This window comes from Mesobacillus sp. (assembly GCF_057785455.1).
The window spans coordinates 78,488-91,421 of record NZ_JBYNSB010000055.1 but is presented as its reverse complement, the minus strand read 5'-3'; the positions used below and the strand labels follow the sequence as shown (position 1 = coordinate 91,421).

General features: G+C 44.6%; 12 protein-coding genes. 10 read left to right on the top strand and 2 right to left on the bottom strand.

Going from position 1 to position 12,934, the window contains the following annotated elements:
* The first annotated feature begins 82 nt into the window (after positions 1-82).
* Both AC3EBE_RS20355 and AC3EBE_RS20350 read left to right on the top strand, forming a co-directional pair.
* Complete coding sequence (locus AC3EBE_RS20355; protein ID WP_488596849.1) at positions 83-1,075, top strand: alpha/beta fold hydrolase; 993 nt, start codon at positions 83-85, stop codon at positions 1,073-1,075.
* Positions 1,076-1,130: 55 nt separating this feature from the next.
* Entirely contained in the window at positions 1,131-1,754 is a 624-nt protein-coding gene (locus AC3EBE_RS20350; RefSeq protein ID WP_488596848.1) for a histidine phosphatase family protein, read from the top strand.
* Between the two features lie 60 nt (positions 1,755-1,814).
* On the opposite strand, the gene AC3EBE_RS20345 is transcribed toward AC3EBE_RS20350, so the two are convergent.
* The gene (locus tag AC3EBE_RS20345; RefSeq protein ID WP_488596847.1) at positions 1,815-2,804 is read right to left on the bottom strand and encodes an NADPH:quinone oxidoreductase family protein; all 990 of its coding nucleotides are present in this window, start codon (positions 2,802-2,804) and stop codon (positions 1,815-1,817) included.
* 385 nt (positions 2,805-3,189) lie between these two features.
* Here AC3EBE_RS20345 and AC3EBE_RS20340 point away from each other — a divergent pair, with 385 nt between their 5' ends.
* The 7 genes from AC3EBE_RS20340 to AC3EBE_RS20310 all read left to right on the top strand — a co-directional run bounded on the left by AC3EBE_RS20340 (position 3,190) and on the right by AC3EBE_RS20310 (position 9,012).
* Positions 3,190-4,359 carry an MFS transporter gene (locus AC3EBE_RS20340; RefSeq protein WP_488596846.1) on the top strand — a complete coding sequence of 390 codons (1,170 nt, stop codon included), beginning with the start codon at positions 3,190-3,192 and terminating at the stop codon, positions 4,357-4,359.
* Positions 4,340-6,469, top strand: coding sequence for a formate dehydrogenase subunit alpha (gene fdhF, locus AC3EBE_RS20335; RefSeq protein ID WP_488596845.1), 2,130 nt, complete (start codon positions 4,340-4,342; stop codon positions 6,467-6,469). Before AC3EBE_RS20340 ends, fdhF begins: the two co-directional genes overlap by 20 nt.
* Positions 6,470-6,483: 14 nt before the next feature.
* On the top strand, positions 6,484-7,035 hold the full coding sequence (locus AC3EBE_RS20330) for a 4Fe-4S dicluster domain-containing protein (protein ID WP_488596844.1): 552 nt from the start codon (positions 6,484-6,486) through the stop codon (positions 7,033-7,035).
* Between the two features lie 234 nt (positions 7,036-7,269).
* On the top strand, positions 7,270-8,010 hold the full coding sequence (locus AC3EBE_RS20325; RefSeq protein ID WP_488596843.1) for an Mrp/NBP35 family ATP-binding protein: 741 nt from the start codon (positions 7,270-7,272) through the stop codon (positions 8,008-8,010).
* An 18-nt stretch (positions 8,011-8,028) separates the two neighbouring features.
* Positions 8,029-8,559: a QcrA and Rieske domain-containing protein gene (locus AC3EBE_RS20320; protein ID WP_488596842.1), complete on the top strand. Its 531-nt coding sequence runs from the start codon at positions 8,029-8,031 to the stop codon at positions 8,557-8,559.
* On the top strand, positions 8,552-8,749 hold the full coding sequence (locus AC3EBE_RS20315) for a hypothetical protein (protein ID WP_488596841.1): 198 nt from the start codon (positions 8,552-8,554) through the stop codon (positions 8,747-8,749). The genes AC3EBE_RS20320 and AC3EBE_RS20315 overlap by 8 nt, the downstream gene beginning before the upstream one ends.
* A 38-nt stretch (positions 8,750-8,787) precedes the next feature.
* Complete coding sequence (locus AC3EBE_RS20310) at positions 8,788-9,012, top strand: hypothetical protein (protein ID WP_488596840.1); 225 nt, start codon at positions 8,788-8,790, stop codon at positions 9,010-9,012.
* A gap of 44 nt (positions 9,013-9,056) precedes the next feature.
* Here AC3EBE_RS20310 and AC3EBE_RS20305 read toward each other — a convergent pair whose 3' ends face one another.
* Positions 9,057-9,578, bottom strand: coding sequence for a hypothetical protein (locus AC3EBE_RS20305; RefSeq protein ID WP_488596839.1), 522 nt, complete (start codon positions 9,576-9,578; stop codon positions 9,057-9,059).
* A gap of 489 nt (positions 9,579-10,067) precedes the next feature.
* Between AC3EBE_RS20305 and AC3EBE_RS20300 the strand changes: the two genes are divergently transcribed.
* Complete coding sequence (locus tag AC3EBE_RS20300) at positions 10,068-12,812, top strand: dynamin family protein (RefSeq protein ID WP_488596838.1); 2,745 nt, start codon at positions 10,068-10,070, stop codon at positions 12,810-12,812.
* Positions 12,813-12,934 lie beyond the last annotated feature (122 nt).

The following is a 12,934-nucleotide window of genomic DNA, read 5'->3' as shown; positions in this document are numbered from 1 at the left end:
TCCAAGGTTGGATATTAAGATATTATTACGTATGGTTATCCAACCTTGGATATTAAACATTAATTTTAAGGAGTGGAACTAAATGAACTTTTTTGTGAAAAATAGACCGTTTTTGACTGAGGAAGGAAAGGTTATGGAAAATAGTATCTCTGAGCTTATCAAAGTGAGACTTGGGGGAGTAGATCAATTTGTATTAATCAGGGGAGAAAACAGAAATAACCCTGTACTGCTGATGATTCATGGCGGCCCAGGGCAAAGTGAAATGTACTTATCCCATATATTAAATGGACCCCTTGAGAAGTACTTTACTATAGTGAATTGGGATCAGCGGGGAACAGCAAAGTCTTATTCTAAATCTGTAAAAAGCAGCACAATGAATCTTGAACAATTTTTATCAGATGGAGAAGAACTGATTCTGTATTTAAAAGAAAAGCTTGGGAAGCCAACGGAGAAGTTTAATTTACATGGACACTCCTTCGGGACAATTCTTGGGATAATGATGGTACAGCGCTACCCGAATTATTTCAGCAAATATGTAGGGGTTGCCCAGGCTACAGGGCTGCTGGAAAATCTTCAGGTGAGCTATCAGTATGTAATCGGCCAGGCTGTAAAAACGGGTAATCAAAAAGCATTAAAAGAATTGGAAGCCATCGGCAAGCCTCCGTTCAACGATTTTTCAAAAGGTTTGTGGAAATACTCTGTTTGGCTCGAGAAATTTGGCGGCAAGATGCATAACAAACCTGGAAGGGATGTATTTAAGTTTGTTTTTTCAGCCCCCGAATATAACATTATGGATAAAATCAATTTTTTCCGGGGTTCCCTTTTCAGCGTTAAGCACATGCACCAGGAATTATTAAAGACAGATTTAAAAAAGCTTGTACAGAGTGTGGATATTCCTGTTTGCTTTTTCCTTGGCAGGCATGATTATTCGGTTCCTTCTGAGCTTTCAGTGAATTATATGGAATCATTAATGGCCCCCTCGAAAGAAATTGTCTGGTTCGAAAATTCAGGACACATGCCCCAATATGAAGAAACAGAGCGTTACCACGAAAAGTTAATAAAGGTATTGTCCTAAAAATGCAGAATAGATTAATAGCTCTAAGTATTTTGTGATAAAAAGGGGTAAGAGAATGGATATTTTATTGATCAGGCATGGTGAATCGGAAGGGGATATCCTTCATGTGCATGAGGGGCGTGCCGACCTGCTGCTGACAGACCGCGGGCGCAGGCAGGCGAAGGAAATGGCTAAAGTCGTGAAAGAGAAATATATGCCGGAAGTCATCTGGGCAAGCACCTTGAAGAGAGCAAGAGAAACGGCGGAAATCCTGAGCCGGGAAACGGGCATTAAGGTTATTGAAGACGAGGCTTTAAGAGAATTTAATAATGGTGTTTTGGCAGGGCTGCCATATGCTGAGGCCAAATCTCGCTATCCTGAGCCGGAGGGTGGCAGGAAGCCTCATGAAGCGATCGAGGATGGAGAGTCGGAGCTGGAATTCCGCTTTCGTGCAGAAGCAGTATTTTCCAGGATTCTTGCAGAGAGTGAAGGCCGAAAACGGATCGCAATCGTTTCCCATGGGGGGATGATCAGCCGTTTATTGAGATCATTTTTAAATCTGCCAGCTGTTTCAGATACATTTTTTGCGACAGGCGATACAGGGATGCACCTTCTCAGAATCAATGGAAATAACAAGACAATATTATTTTTAAATGATTGCGGCCATCTGGCCAAAGTAGATTCAGAGGTATTGATTTAAAATTAAAATCCAAAAGGAGTCCTGTCATCTTTCAGGACTCCTTTTGTTTTTGGATCGAAACTATAACTTTACGATTGTCCTGCCGCGGTTTTGACCCTTAAGGATGGACGAAAGGACTGCAGGCAGCTCCTCTAGCGTCACTTCATTTTGAATCGTTTCTAACAGGCCTTCAGGCTTTAAATCAGAAGCCATCCGCTGCCAAAGCAGCTTTCTTGTTTCCAGCGGGCAGTAAACGGAATCGATCCCCAGAAGATTGATTCCACGCAGGATAAATGGAAAGACTGTTGTTTGTACATCCGTTCCGCCAGTCAGCCCGCTGACCGCTGCGGAGCCGTTATAATCCAGTTTGCTGAGTATTGCAGCCAGTGTCTTGCCGCCGACAGGGTCAACAGCACCAGCCCATAGCTGTTTATCAAGAGGCTTCATTTTTTCGCCAATGAGTTCCTCGCGGCTGATGATTTCGGCAGCACCAATTTCTCGAAGATATTCATGCTGTGACTCTTTCCCGGTGCTGGCAACGACATGGTAGCCTCGTTTTGCCAGCATCGCCACTGCCACGCTGCCCACTCCGCCGGTCGCTCCTGTCACTAGAACCTTGCCTTTTTCAGGAGAGAGCCCATTTTCCTCAAGCCGGTGAACGGATAATGCAGCCGTAAAACCAGCTGTCCCAAAAACCATTGCTTCCTTTAAGGTAAGGCCATCAGGCACTGGAACAATCCAATCCCCTGGTATGCGCGCATACTCGCTATAACCTCCATAATGGGAAACACCAATCTCATAGCTTGTCGCAATTACCTTGTCACCCTCTGAAAACCTGCTGTCATTAGAGCTGACAACTGTACCTGAAAGATCAATGCCTGGAATGAAAGGATAGGACCTGACGATTTTTCCATTCGGGATGCTCGCAAGGCCATCCTTATAGTTGACGCTCGAATAAGCAACCTTTATTAACACATCTCCTGCAGGCAGCTCATCCAGGCTGATGGCCCCTACATTTGCGGAAAACTCTTCTTCCGTTTTATTGACGATGAAAGCTTTGAATTTGTCCATGATCCCCAACCTTTCTATTTTCGTTATATCAAGTATAGGAAAAAACAGTTCACAGTTCTAATATCTGCTCTGCTTAAATGCTTTCCACTTTAACATGTCCAGGATCAAAGTCCCTATGATTTTTGTTACTTCCCGGAAAAAATATTACGAATTTGTGTCCGCTCTTCCAGATTTCTTTCAGGTGTGACGCACTTCACATATCTTTTAATGGCCCTATTTTAAGATTTAAGTAAATAAGGGTCCTTCATGGAGTCAGTGCTTCAAATAGTTGATAGAGCAATTTTTCACTATTCACAAAGTGTTTACAATTTAAGCCTTTTTTTACTATTTTTCCATGTTAAGATGACTTTTGAAATCGGAAACGATTTACAGGGAGGTAGCAAAGTTGTACAAATTCGAAAAATCCTTTTACTCAAAAACAAGCATGTATTCCTTTGTCGTTGTGCTTTTATTATTTTTCTCAATGTGGTTTTCGACTTCTGAATTTGTCCATATCGACATGGCTCTGCTTGGATATGCGATATCGTCAGCGATTTTCGCGATTGGACTGACGATCAGGATGAGCTTCTGGTTCTGGCGCAAAGCCACGAACAGAGTAGCGAAACGCAGTGTCGATAATCTTTTTAATAAAGAAAGATTGAAACGTAACTCAAAAGCAATTGTCAAAACATTAATCGATAATATCATCTTGCAGAAGTTCATTTTCCAGCGCGGCTTGTACCGCGGAATTCAGCACTTCATGATTTCATGGGGGTGCATCATCTCTTTTGCCATCACGTTCGGGCTCACATTTGGCTGGATGCGCTTCGATTTGATTGATCCTGAAACATACCAGATCATTGTCTTCGACTTCCCGACGATCACGATGAAAGCCCACGGGATATTCGCTGAAATTGTTTATAACGGCCTCAATATCGGAGCAATCATGGTGCTCATCGGTGCCGCAATGGCGCTGTACCGCCGTATCACCAATTACGATGTAAAAGTAACCCAGCGATTTGAATTTGATATTTTGCCATTGATTATTCTTCTGTCAGTAACTGTTACAGGCTTGATCCTGACAGTGTTATATACATTCTTTGATGGCTGGATGCACCACTATGTGTCCCTGATCCACCAGGTAACAGTCATCATCATGCTCGTGTACTTCCCGTTCGGAAAATTGTTCCACGTGCCAATCAGGCCGCTGGCAACAGCAGTTCCAATGAGTTATCAAGAGGTGGTCAAAGTGGATACGAAATCATGTAAAAGCTGCGGGCAGCCATATAGCAATGACGACCAAATTGCGGATGTCCAGGCAATTTTAAAAAGCCAGAACTTCGATCTGCAGCTTGCAGATGGCTCTTATTTATCAGATTACTGCACCGGGTGCCGCCGCAGGATGCGCGCTATGAAACAAATGAACCTTGAAGCGCCTAAGGGCAACCCATACGGACCGGTAAGCACCAATAACGGAATTCATTTATCAGGCTTCAGCCAAAAACGTTCGGATGATTTTTACGGAATTGACCAGGATTCAAAGGAGGAAACAAAAAATGAGCCAGTTTCTCGTTAAAGAAGGCGTAAAGAACCAGATTCGCAAAGGCGAAAAATTAGTCACAACACATTGCTGCTATTGTGGAATGCAGTGCGGGATGCACATCCGCGTTGATGAAAAGACGAACAAGGTCATGGGTGTTGAACCTCGTTATGACTGGGTTTTGACAAGAGGGAAAATGTGCCCTAAAGGCGTCACGGCTTACCAGACAATTGACCATCCTGACCGGATCAAGACACCTTTGATCAAAAAGAATGGAAAGTTCGTTGCTGCAACCTGGGACGAAGCACTTGACCTGATTGAAAGAAAGTATAAAGAAATCCAGGGAACATACGGAAAGGATGCGCTCGCGGTTTATGGCGGCGTATCCATGACAAACGAAAAATGCTATCTTGTCGGAAAGTACGCACGTGTTGGACTTGGAACTCGTTATATCGATTATAATGGCCGCTATTGCATGAGCTCTGCTGCAGGCGGATTCAATAAAACGCTTGGTGTCGACCGGGGATCATCGCTTCCTTGGACTGAACTGGAGCATAGTGACTGCTTTTTCATGGCTGGCTCTAACACAGCTGAATGCCACCCTACAAGTATCCAATGGTTCTGGAAGGCCAAGGACAAGGGCGCAAAGCTGATTGTTGCCGATCCGCGTGAAACAGCAACAGCAAGGGTGGCAGATGTGCATCTTGACCTGCTTCCTGGTACAGATTCAGCACTAGCTAACGGAATCATGCATCTTTTGATCAAACATGATTATGTCGATCATGAGTATGTCCAGGAGCGCTGCAATAATTTTGAAGAATTGAAGGAAATGACGGCGAAGTTCACGCCAGAATATACATCCAGAATTACGGGTGTAGCAGTTGAGAAAATCATCAAGGCTGCACATATTTTCGGAAAATCACCGCGCTCAGTCGTCATGTTCGCACGTGGTGCAGAGCAGCAGACTGCCGGTGTTGATAACGTAAGCCTATACACATCAATGGCTCTTTTAAGAGGCCAAATTGGCAAATTCGCTTCTGGTGTCGCTACTTTTACAGGCCAGGGCAATGGCCAGGGCGGACGCGAGCACGGGCAGAAGGCAGATTTGCTTCCTGGCTACAGAAAGCTTACAGACCCGAAGGCTGTTGAGTATATTTCAGGAGTCTGGGGCATCAAGCCTGAAGAAATGCCTCAGCCAGGGGTTTCAGCATATGAAATGTTCCATTTGATGGAGGCCAAGACGATTCGCGGATTGCACGTGATCTGTTCAAATCCAGTCGTATCATCGCCGAATATCAATTATGTTCAAAAACAACTTGAAAACCTTGATTTCCTGGTTGTAAATGATTTCTTCCTTTCTGAAACAGCAGAGCTTGCGGATGTTGTCCTGCCAGCGACAACATGGGCTGAGGATGAAGGGACTACAACAAATACAGAAGGCAGAATCATCCACATCCGTAAAGTAGTAGAGCCGATAGGTGAATCGAAGCCGGATTGGGAGATCATGAGCCTGATTGCCGAACGCCTTGGTAAAGGCCAGCACTTCCAATATAACGAGCCAAGAGAAATTTTCGATGAACTTCGTCTTGCATCAAAGGGCGGCAAAGCCGATTACTATGGTGTCACCTACGAAAAGATCGATGAACAGGACGGTGTTTTCTGGCCAGCTCCTGCACTTGACCATCAGGGAACTCCTTCGATGTTCAAAGAGAAATTCGAAACGCCAGACGGCAAAGCGAATCTTGCAGTTTGTGACTATAGAGGACCTGCAGAAGTGCAGTCAAAAGATTACCCGCTCTGGCTGACTACTGGCCGCGTCGTGTTCCACTACTTATCTGGGAACCAGACAAGACGCGTCGACTTCCTAAAAGAGCAATGCCCTGAGCCATTCGTCGAAATGCATCCAGAATTGGCAAGCCAGTACCAGATTGAAAATGGCGAAAGAGTGAAGCTGACTACTCCGCGCGGCGATATGATCGCACCGGTTAAAATAACAAAAGCAATCAGGAAAGACACGATGTTCGTCCCTTATCACTGGGGTAAAAAGCTGGCGGTCAACCAATTGACCAGCCCGGCATTGGATCCAATCTCACGGATGCCTGAATTTAAAGTCTGTGCTGTAAAACTTGAAAAACTGACTAAATAGGAGGAACGGCCATTATGAATAAAATAATGTATCTTGAATTTGAACGCTGTATCGGATGCCGTGCCTGCCAGGCAGCCTGCCGTGAGTGCGGAGACCATGATGCAAAGGAACGCAACTATGTAGAATATGTTGATTTTACAGAATCTCGCCAGACATTCCCGATGCTGTGCATGCAATGTAAAGACCCAGCATGCGCGCGTGTCTGCCCGGCAAATGCCATCCAAATCACGGATGAAGGTGTCGTGCTTTCAGCGATGGAAGAAAAATGTATCGGATGCCGCAACTGTACATTCGGCTGCCCATTCGGAATCCCTAAATTCGACTTTGAGAAAAACAAAATGTACAAATGTGACATGTGCTATGACAGAACCCGCTACGATATCGCGCCAATGTGTGCCTCTGTATGCCCGAGTGAAGCAATCCGCTTCATCGACTTCGATGAAATGCAGCAGCTTCGCAGAAGACGCACGCAAATGAACCTCGTTGAAGGCAAAAAGCCATCTGAGGGCAATAAATGGGATTATGTGCCTGAATTCTTTGGTGTTTATACAGATTCACAATCTTAAATTCATATGAGCCGGCCAGAAGAGAGCGCTAAGTTCATTAGGGCCGGCTCTGTTATTTAAAGAGTTTACCATCATAGCTAAAATCGAGTTTTTATATCGATAATGGCAATTATATAGCGGAAAATAAAATAGTATATCGATCTGGAAAATACCAACGATTTTTTCCAGTTTGGTTTCAACAATTTTCATAAAAGGTAGGGAATAATATCCCATTCCATAAAAGAGGTGCTTAACATGCTAAAAGGAAATGTGCTGGCGGTGACTAGCGGGAAAGGCGGAGTTGGCAAGTCTTCATTATCAGTGAACCTTGCGCTCGCCCTTCAAAAACTTGGCAAGTCTGTTGCGATCATTGACCTTGATATATACGGATTCAGCGTACCGAAAATCCTTAATATAGATTCAAAACCAAAGACGTTCAACGGAAAAATCATTCCCGTCGAAGCGGACGGCATCAAGGTAATGTCCATGGGCTTCCTCGTGAAGGACAATGAGCCAATCGTCTGGCGCGGTCCGATGCTCGGCAAGATGATTCAGCATTTTACAGAGGATGTACTTTGGGGAGAGATGGATTACTTCATTCTCGACATGCCTCCTGGTACTGGTGATGTAGCGCTTGATATGCATCTGATGATTCCGCAAAGCAAGGAAATTGTCGTTACGACTCCGCATAAGGCAGCTTCTTTTGTAGCAGAGCGCGCTGGGGCGATGGCGATCAAGAGCAAGCATGAAGTAATCGGTGTCGTAGAGAATATGTCTTACTTCAAGCCACAAGACAGCGACCAGAAGTATTTCATTTTTGGAAAAGGCGGCGGCGAGGAGCTGGCAGCACAGCTTGGAACGGAAATGCTGGCACAGCTGCCGATCCAGGAAGCGGATGAGAACAGCGTCACACCTGCGATTGCGGCAGAAGGCAGTCCGCTGTTCAATGAATATTTGAATCTGGCAGAAAAAATCGATGCCAGGTTTAAGCAGTAGGAACAGGAGGATTATGCCATGAGTGATGATAAAAAGAAGCAGACAAATCATGAAGACGATAAAGATATGATTAAGCTGATTGATAACTTGAACAGAAAAGATGATGTCCATTTAAATCGAAGGGCGTTCCTGAAGGCTTCATTCGGGGCGACTGTAGCGATTGGTCTTGCAACAACGCCGTTTGGTATCTTTACTTTCTTGCGTGATGAGAACGGAGAGGTCAAAAGAGTGGAAGTCACCGATGTTGATGATCTGGCGATTGGTGAGTCGCGCAACTTCAATTATCCAACGAAGAACGAACCGGCGATTTTGGTGAGGACACCTGATGACAAATTCGTCGCCTATAACAATAAATGTACTCACCTTCAATGTCCGGTATTTTATGAGCATAAGGAGAATGTTCTGCTGTGCCCATGCCACAAGGGTTATTTTAACGTAGACAGCGGCCAGCCGATGGCAGGACCGCCGCAGCGCGAGCTTCCTAAAATCCTTCTTGAAATCAAGGATGGCAAGGTTTTTGCAGTTGGGAGGGAAGTAAGACATGGATAAGAAAAGAGCAGCATTTTTTTCAATCTTCCTGTTCCTTGCTGTCAATGTTGTCTCGCTTTCCAATGCGATTGAAGGATATTATGGGCATGAAGCTGAGCGTGTCTACATTGCGGTAGCTGTTGCACTTGTATCTACATTGCTGTCTGTCGGAGCCTTCTTTATCTGGAAGAAAGCAGAGTATAAAAAATAAGCTGCCGGCGATGATAAAGGAAAAGGGAGGATGGAAAGATGGATTCCCAATCTTTTATCAATCGCAGACCGGACGATGATCAGTCGATTAAAGAGGTTCTGGAGACCACGCTGGAAATGGAAGAGGATTTGATGCGGACCTATTTGATCACCGCAGAGCGAGTCCATGGCAATGAGGAGCTAAAAGAACGGCTGCAAAACTTCGCTGAAGGCAATGCCAAGCGGACAAAGCAATTAATGGATGAATTGAAAAGTGAAGAATAGGAAAGAGGCAGCGGTCCTAGGGACGCTGCCTCTCTTTTTTGTTATTAACTAAACTGGTTAGTAGGGACGATCCTTATGTTCTCCCCCTCAAATTTCCGCTCACCGAAAAGAGTGATGAGGGTGCAGCTTTTAATCCGGAAAGGACTGACGGAGATGTCATATTCCGCAAGCAGACCAGAACCCAGTTCATCACCTGCTTCATTTAAGGCCTGGACGTTCTGCCCTTCAAGTGTCCTGAGCTTTGCCTTCATCAGGAACGCCTTCCAATCTTCCCAATTTTTAATGAGATAGGCTTTCTCGCCATTCTCAAGATAACCGAGCTGACAGCCTCTTTCGTCGATCGCCTCTTCGTTCCCGAAAGCCAGCTCAAGTATCAAATTCCTTAAAAATTGGAATTCATCAAGGTCAAGATAAGGGTCGATCAGAAACTCTGTGACATTCTCGTTTCCCTTGACTGTTGCCAGCGATTTGTTTCCTAGATAAACAGTGTAATTGCCACCGGTCTTTTTTATATGCTCAGAATTTATATGTTCAAGTGGAGTCCCCATGATCTTTAACGTAAGCATAACACTCACCCTTTCATAACCATCATATAAAACAATTATAATAAGTTTGCCCTATGAGCGGTGTGACAAACTTCATTCCAACCCCAAAAAAACAGCAGCTAGTACGAAAGATATAGATGGAAGCAAAACAGTTTACCCCATCACCGCGCCACCTCGCCGGGGGTCAGACCCCCGGCCCATCACCGCATTAACGCACCGGGGGTCTGACCCCCGGTGCGGTTATGCGGTGAAGCGGTGTTGCATATTTCCTGTGAAACTGGCAGTTTACTGGTTCGTTTATTAAGAAGGTTACAATTATCGGGCTTGTTGTTAACGAACTGAAAGGGAACTGAAACATTGAATGAAAAATAGTTTGATAGAATACAATGATAAGGTTTGAAGGCTCATGCCTTGAGGAAAAGGGAAATGTTAAGATTATTCATTCATTAGCCTGAAGGAGTCTGAGGGCTCTTTTTATGGTTTTATATTTCAGATAGTCGGAGGAAGGACATGACATTTGAGGAGCAACTAATCAAAAAGTCGTATTTTGAAACATATATGGAATCAGGGGAACGGGTCCATCCGGTCCGCGTTCTTGGTGAATTATACCTTGCTGAGCAGAAGAATGATATGCCTGATTTGTCCTACATCCGGTTTGCGCAGGGTGAGGTCTATTTTCATAACAAGGATTTTGAAGCAGCGATTTTTAAATGGGAGAACATCACGAACGAGCTCGAGCCCTGGGCGAAGAAGAACATGGGAGATGCCTTCCTTGAGCTTGGGCTTCTTTCATCTGCAGAAGATCTATATCTTTCCATCCAGACGGACAGCACAGTATTGAAAATCGAGAGCGGCCTGCAGCTGCTGTCTCTTTATATCGAGCAGGGCAGCCTTGAAAAAGCGGTGGCAATCATTAAGGAAACCGTCGTCCTTGACCCGGATTATCCAGGTGTGACAGAGATTGCGCGCGCCTTTTTTGAGGAGCACCAGGATTGGGATAACGCGGTTGAACTGGCTGTCAAAGAAGGTGTGCGGACAGGATCGCCGAAATGGTTCGACGTACTGAATCAATATGTAGTCCACGGCTATACTAAAGCATTTGAGCCAGCGTATTTCAGCACAGCTTTATCGGTGTTATTCCAGGCAGACCGTGGCCGTTTTGAGCAATTGGCTGTTTCATTATGGAATAGCTATAAAGGCCAAAGCACGTATATGACATGGCTGAGAGAGTTCAACCACTTATTCAGCGGCATGGACGGCAACAGGAGGGACGGCTGGAGCCAGCTGTCACCAGTTTATCAGGAAGCATATTTTGAACTAATCAATGGCGATCGTCTAATCAAAGAAATTTCTCCATTGATTCCTGAGCTTTTAACGAACTGGCTAAAAATCACGACACCGGCAAATAGCCTGGTGTCAGCATCATCCATCATTGCCTGGAATGAAGTCTTTCCATCGAAAATCAGCCCGTCTGCGATCCATGATGCAGAAAATCTGGTCCTGAATTCACGGGAATACAATAATGGCTATGAGGATAGCATGGAGTTATTTTCAGCTATCATCAAATGGGCTGAGGAGCATGAAATCGAAGTTGGAAACCGGATAAAATGGATGGTGCAGGAATTAAATGAATCAAATACCCACAACCTTCTTGTTGCTGGTGTATCAGGCAATGGCAAGTCATCCTTTGTCAATACGATCATTGGTGAAGAATTGATCAATGCCCCAACTGCAGCAGTAATCCAGTTCAAAGACCAAGAAAACACAGAAATCCATGAAATAACAGATACAGCCGTGCGTGAAATTCACGAAGTGGAGGATTTCCAGGAGTCAGTTGGAGTCCGCCGCCAGACGCATAAAAACGAGACGATTATTGACTTCAAAGCGCAATTCCCATTCTTGCGCGATCATGGCCTGGCTTTAATCGACACACCAGGAGTCAACCGCAATAACTATGACAAGCACCCGCTGTTCAATTATCTGAGGTATGCCGACAGCCTGCTGTTCGTGCTAAATGCAAATGATCCTTTTACAGAGAAGGAGAGGGAAATCCTTACGCAGATCTCCGAATATTTCCCGAACCTGCCGATCCACTTCCTGTTGAATAAAATGGATGTGATCTACAGCCAGCAGGAAGCGATTGAGGTATTTGACAATACATGGACTGAAATCAGCCAGTATTATCCTGAAGCGAAGATGTTCGCCTTCTCGGCTAATTATGATACCCAGCAGCAGCTCAAGGACTTCTCCGATTTTATAAAAACAAATAAAAATGCCATCGATTTTGAGGAAGAGCGCACAAGCAAGCTGCAATTCTTCGTCAGAAGGGCAATCACGTATCTTCTGGATAAGCGAATCGAAATCGAGAACAACCATATGGAATCAATCAGCTGGAATGAAGAAATGGTTGTGAAGCTGAATGGCGCAATCAATCAGCTTGGCGATATTGAGGAAGAAAAATCTCGCTCCATCAAAAAATCGTTCCGTAAAATCAAGGACGATACCCGTGCAGATATCATCGAGAAGGTTCCCGGAATTCTGCGGAGCTGCTCTGATTTAGTTACAGAGGAAAGTGATTTTGGAAAGCTGCACGATCAAATTGATGAAGAAATGAATAAAAGAATCCAGGAATATTTCGATGGAACCGTCCTGCCGAAGTTCCGCGAAACACTTGAGGACTGGATCCAATTTTCGAAGGATGAATTCGACCATAGCCAATCGTATTTGAACGAAATGGCAGAAGGTTTCAATGCAATGTATGGTGATGATCGCCTGCAGCTTGATTGCGACTTCAGGGTGCTTGATGACTGGCGCCGCGACGCCGACAGGATGACGAATGGCATCTTTTATGAAAAAGTAAACATCATGCACCGCTCAACACCGCAGCAGTTCTTCCTGAAAAGCGCCGGCAAGCTGCTCGGAGTGCTGCCGCAAAACAATACCATGCTGTATAATCGCTATAAAACCTACATTGAAACAGAAGATTACTATGATATCGGCGTCACAATCGCCAACAAATTCCTGCAGCAATTCGAGATTTTTGAAAAATCGATTGAACGCGATGTTAACCTGTTCTTCAAACATCCATTCATTGAGCTCGAGAAAGCCGTGGAAGAAGCAGAAAATGAAATTCAATACGGCAAGACTGAGCTTGAAAAATTAAGATTAAATCCTGAACTGTACCGTGACCCGCTGACACTGTTCGAAGTAAAGCTTCGGCAGTATGAGTGGATGACCGCCGCAGGCAGGGGATAATGAGGGAATGGAAGACTCCTATTTTGGGAGTCTTCTTTTTTATGAGGCCTATTTTGCATTGGGAAGTCCCTATTCGTGAGTATTATTTTCAAATAAAATAATTACATAAAATTTAATTTTCA

Coding starts and splice junctions, on each gene's coding strand:
- AC3EBE_RS20355 (WP_488596849.1), top strand. CDS start 83: ATGAACTTTTTTGTGAAAAATAGACCGTTTTTGACTGAGGAAGGAAAG.
- AC3EBE_RS20350 (WP_488596848.1), top strand. CDS start 1,131: ATGGATATTTTATTGATCAGGCATGGTGAATCGGAAGGGGATATCCTT.
- AC3EBE_RS20345 (WP_488596847.1), bottom strand. CDS start 2,804: ATGGACAAATTCAAAGCTTTCATCGTCAATAAAACGGAAGAAGAGTTT.
- fdhF (WP_488596845.1), top strand. CDS start 4,340: ATGAGCCAGTTTCTCGTTAAAGAAGGCGTAAAGAACCAGATTCGCAAA.
- AC3EBE_RS20330 (WP_488596844.1), top strand. CDS start 6,484: ATGAATAAAATAATGTATCTTGAATTTGAACGCTGTATCGGATGCCGT.
- AC3EBE_RS20325 (WP_488596843.1), top strand. CDS start 7,270: ATGCTAAAAGGAAATGTGCTGGCGGTGACTAGCGGGAAAGGCGGAGTT.
- AC3EBE_RS20320 (WP_488596842.1), top strand. CDS start 8,029: ATGAGTGATGATAAAAAGAAGCAGACAAATCATGAAGACGATAAAGAT.
- AC3EBE_RS20315 (WP_488596841.1), top strand. CDS start 8,552: ATGGATAAGAAAAGAGCAGCATTTTTTTCAATCTTCCTGTTCCTTGCT.
- AC3EBE_RS20310 (WP_488596840.1), top strand. CDS start 8,788: ATGGATTCCCAATCTTTTATCAATCGCAGACCGGACGATGATCAGTCG.
- AC3EBE_RS20305 (WP_488596839.1), bottom strand. CDS start 9,578: ATGCTTACGTTAAAGATCATGGGGACTCCACTTGAACATATAAATTCT.
- AC3EBE_RS20300 (WP_488596838.1), top strand. CDS start 10,068: ATGACATTTGAGGAGCAACTAATCAAAAAGTCGTATTTTGAAACATAT.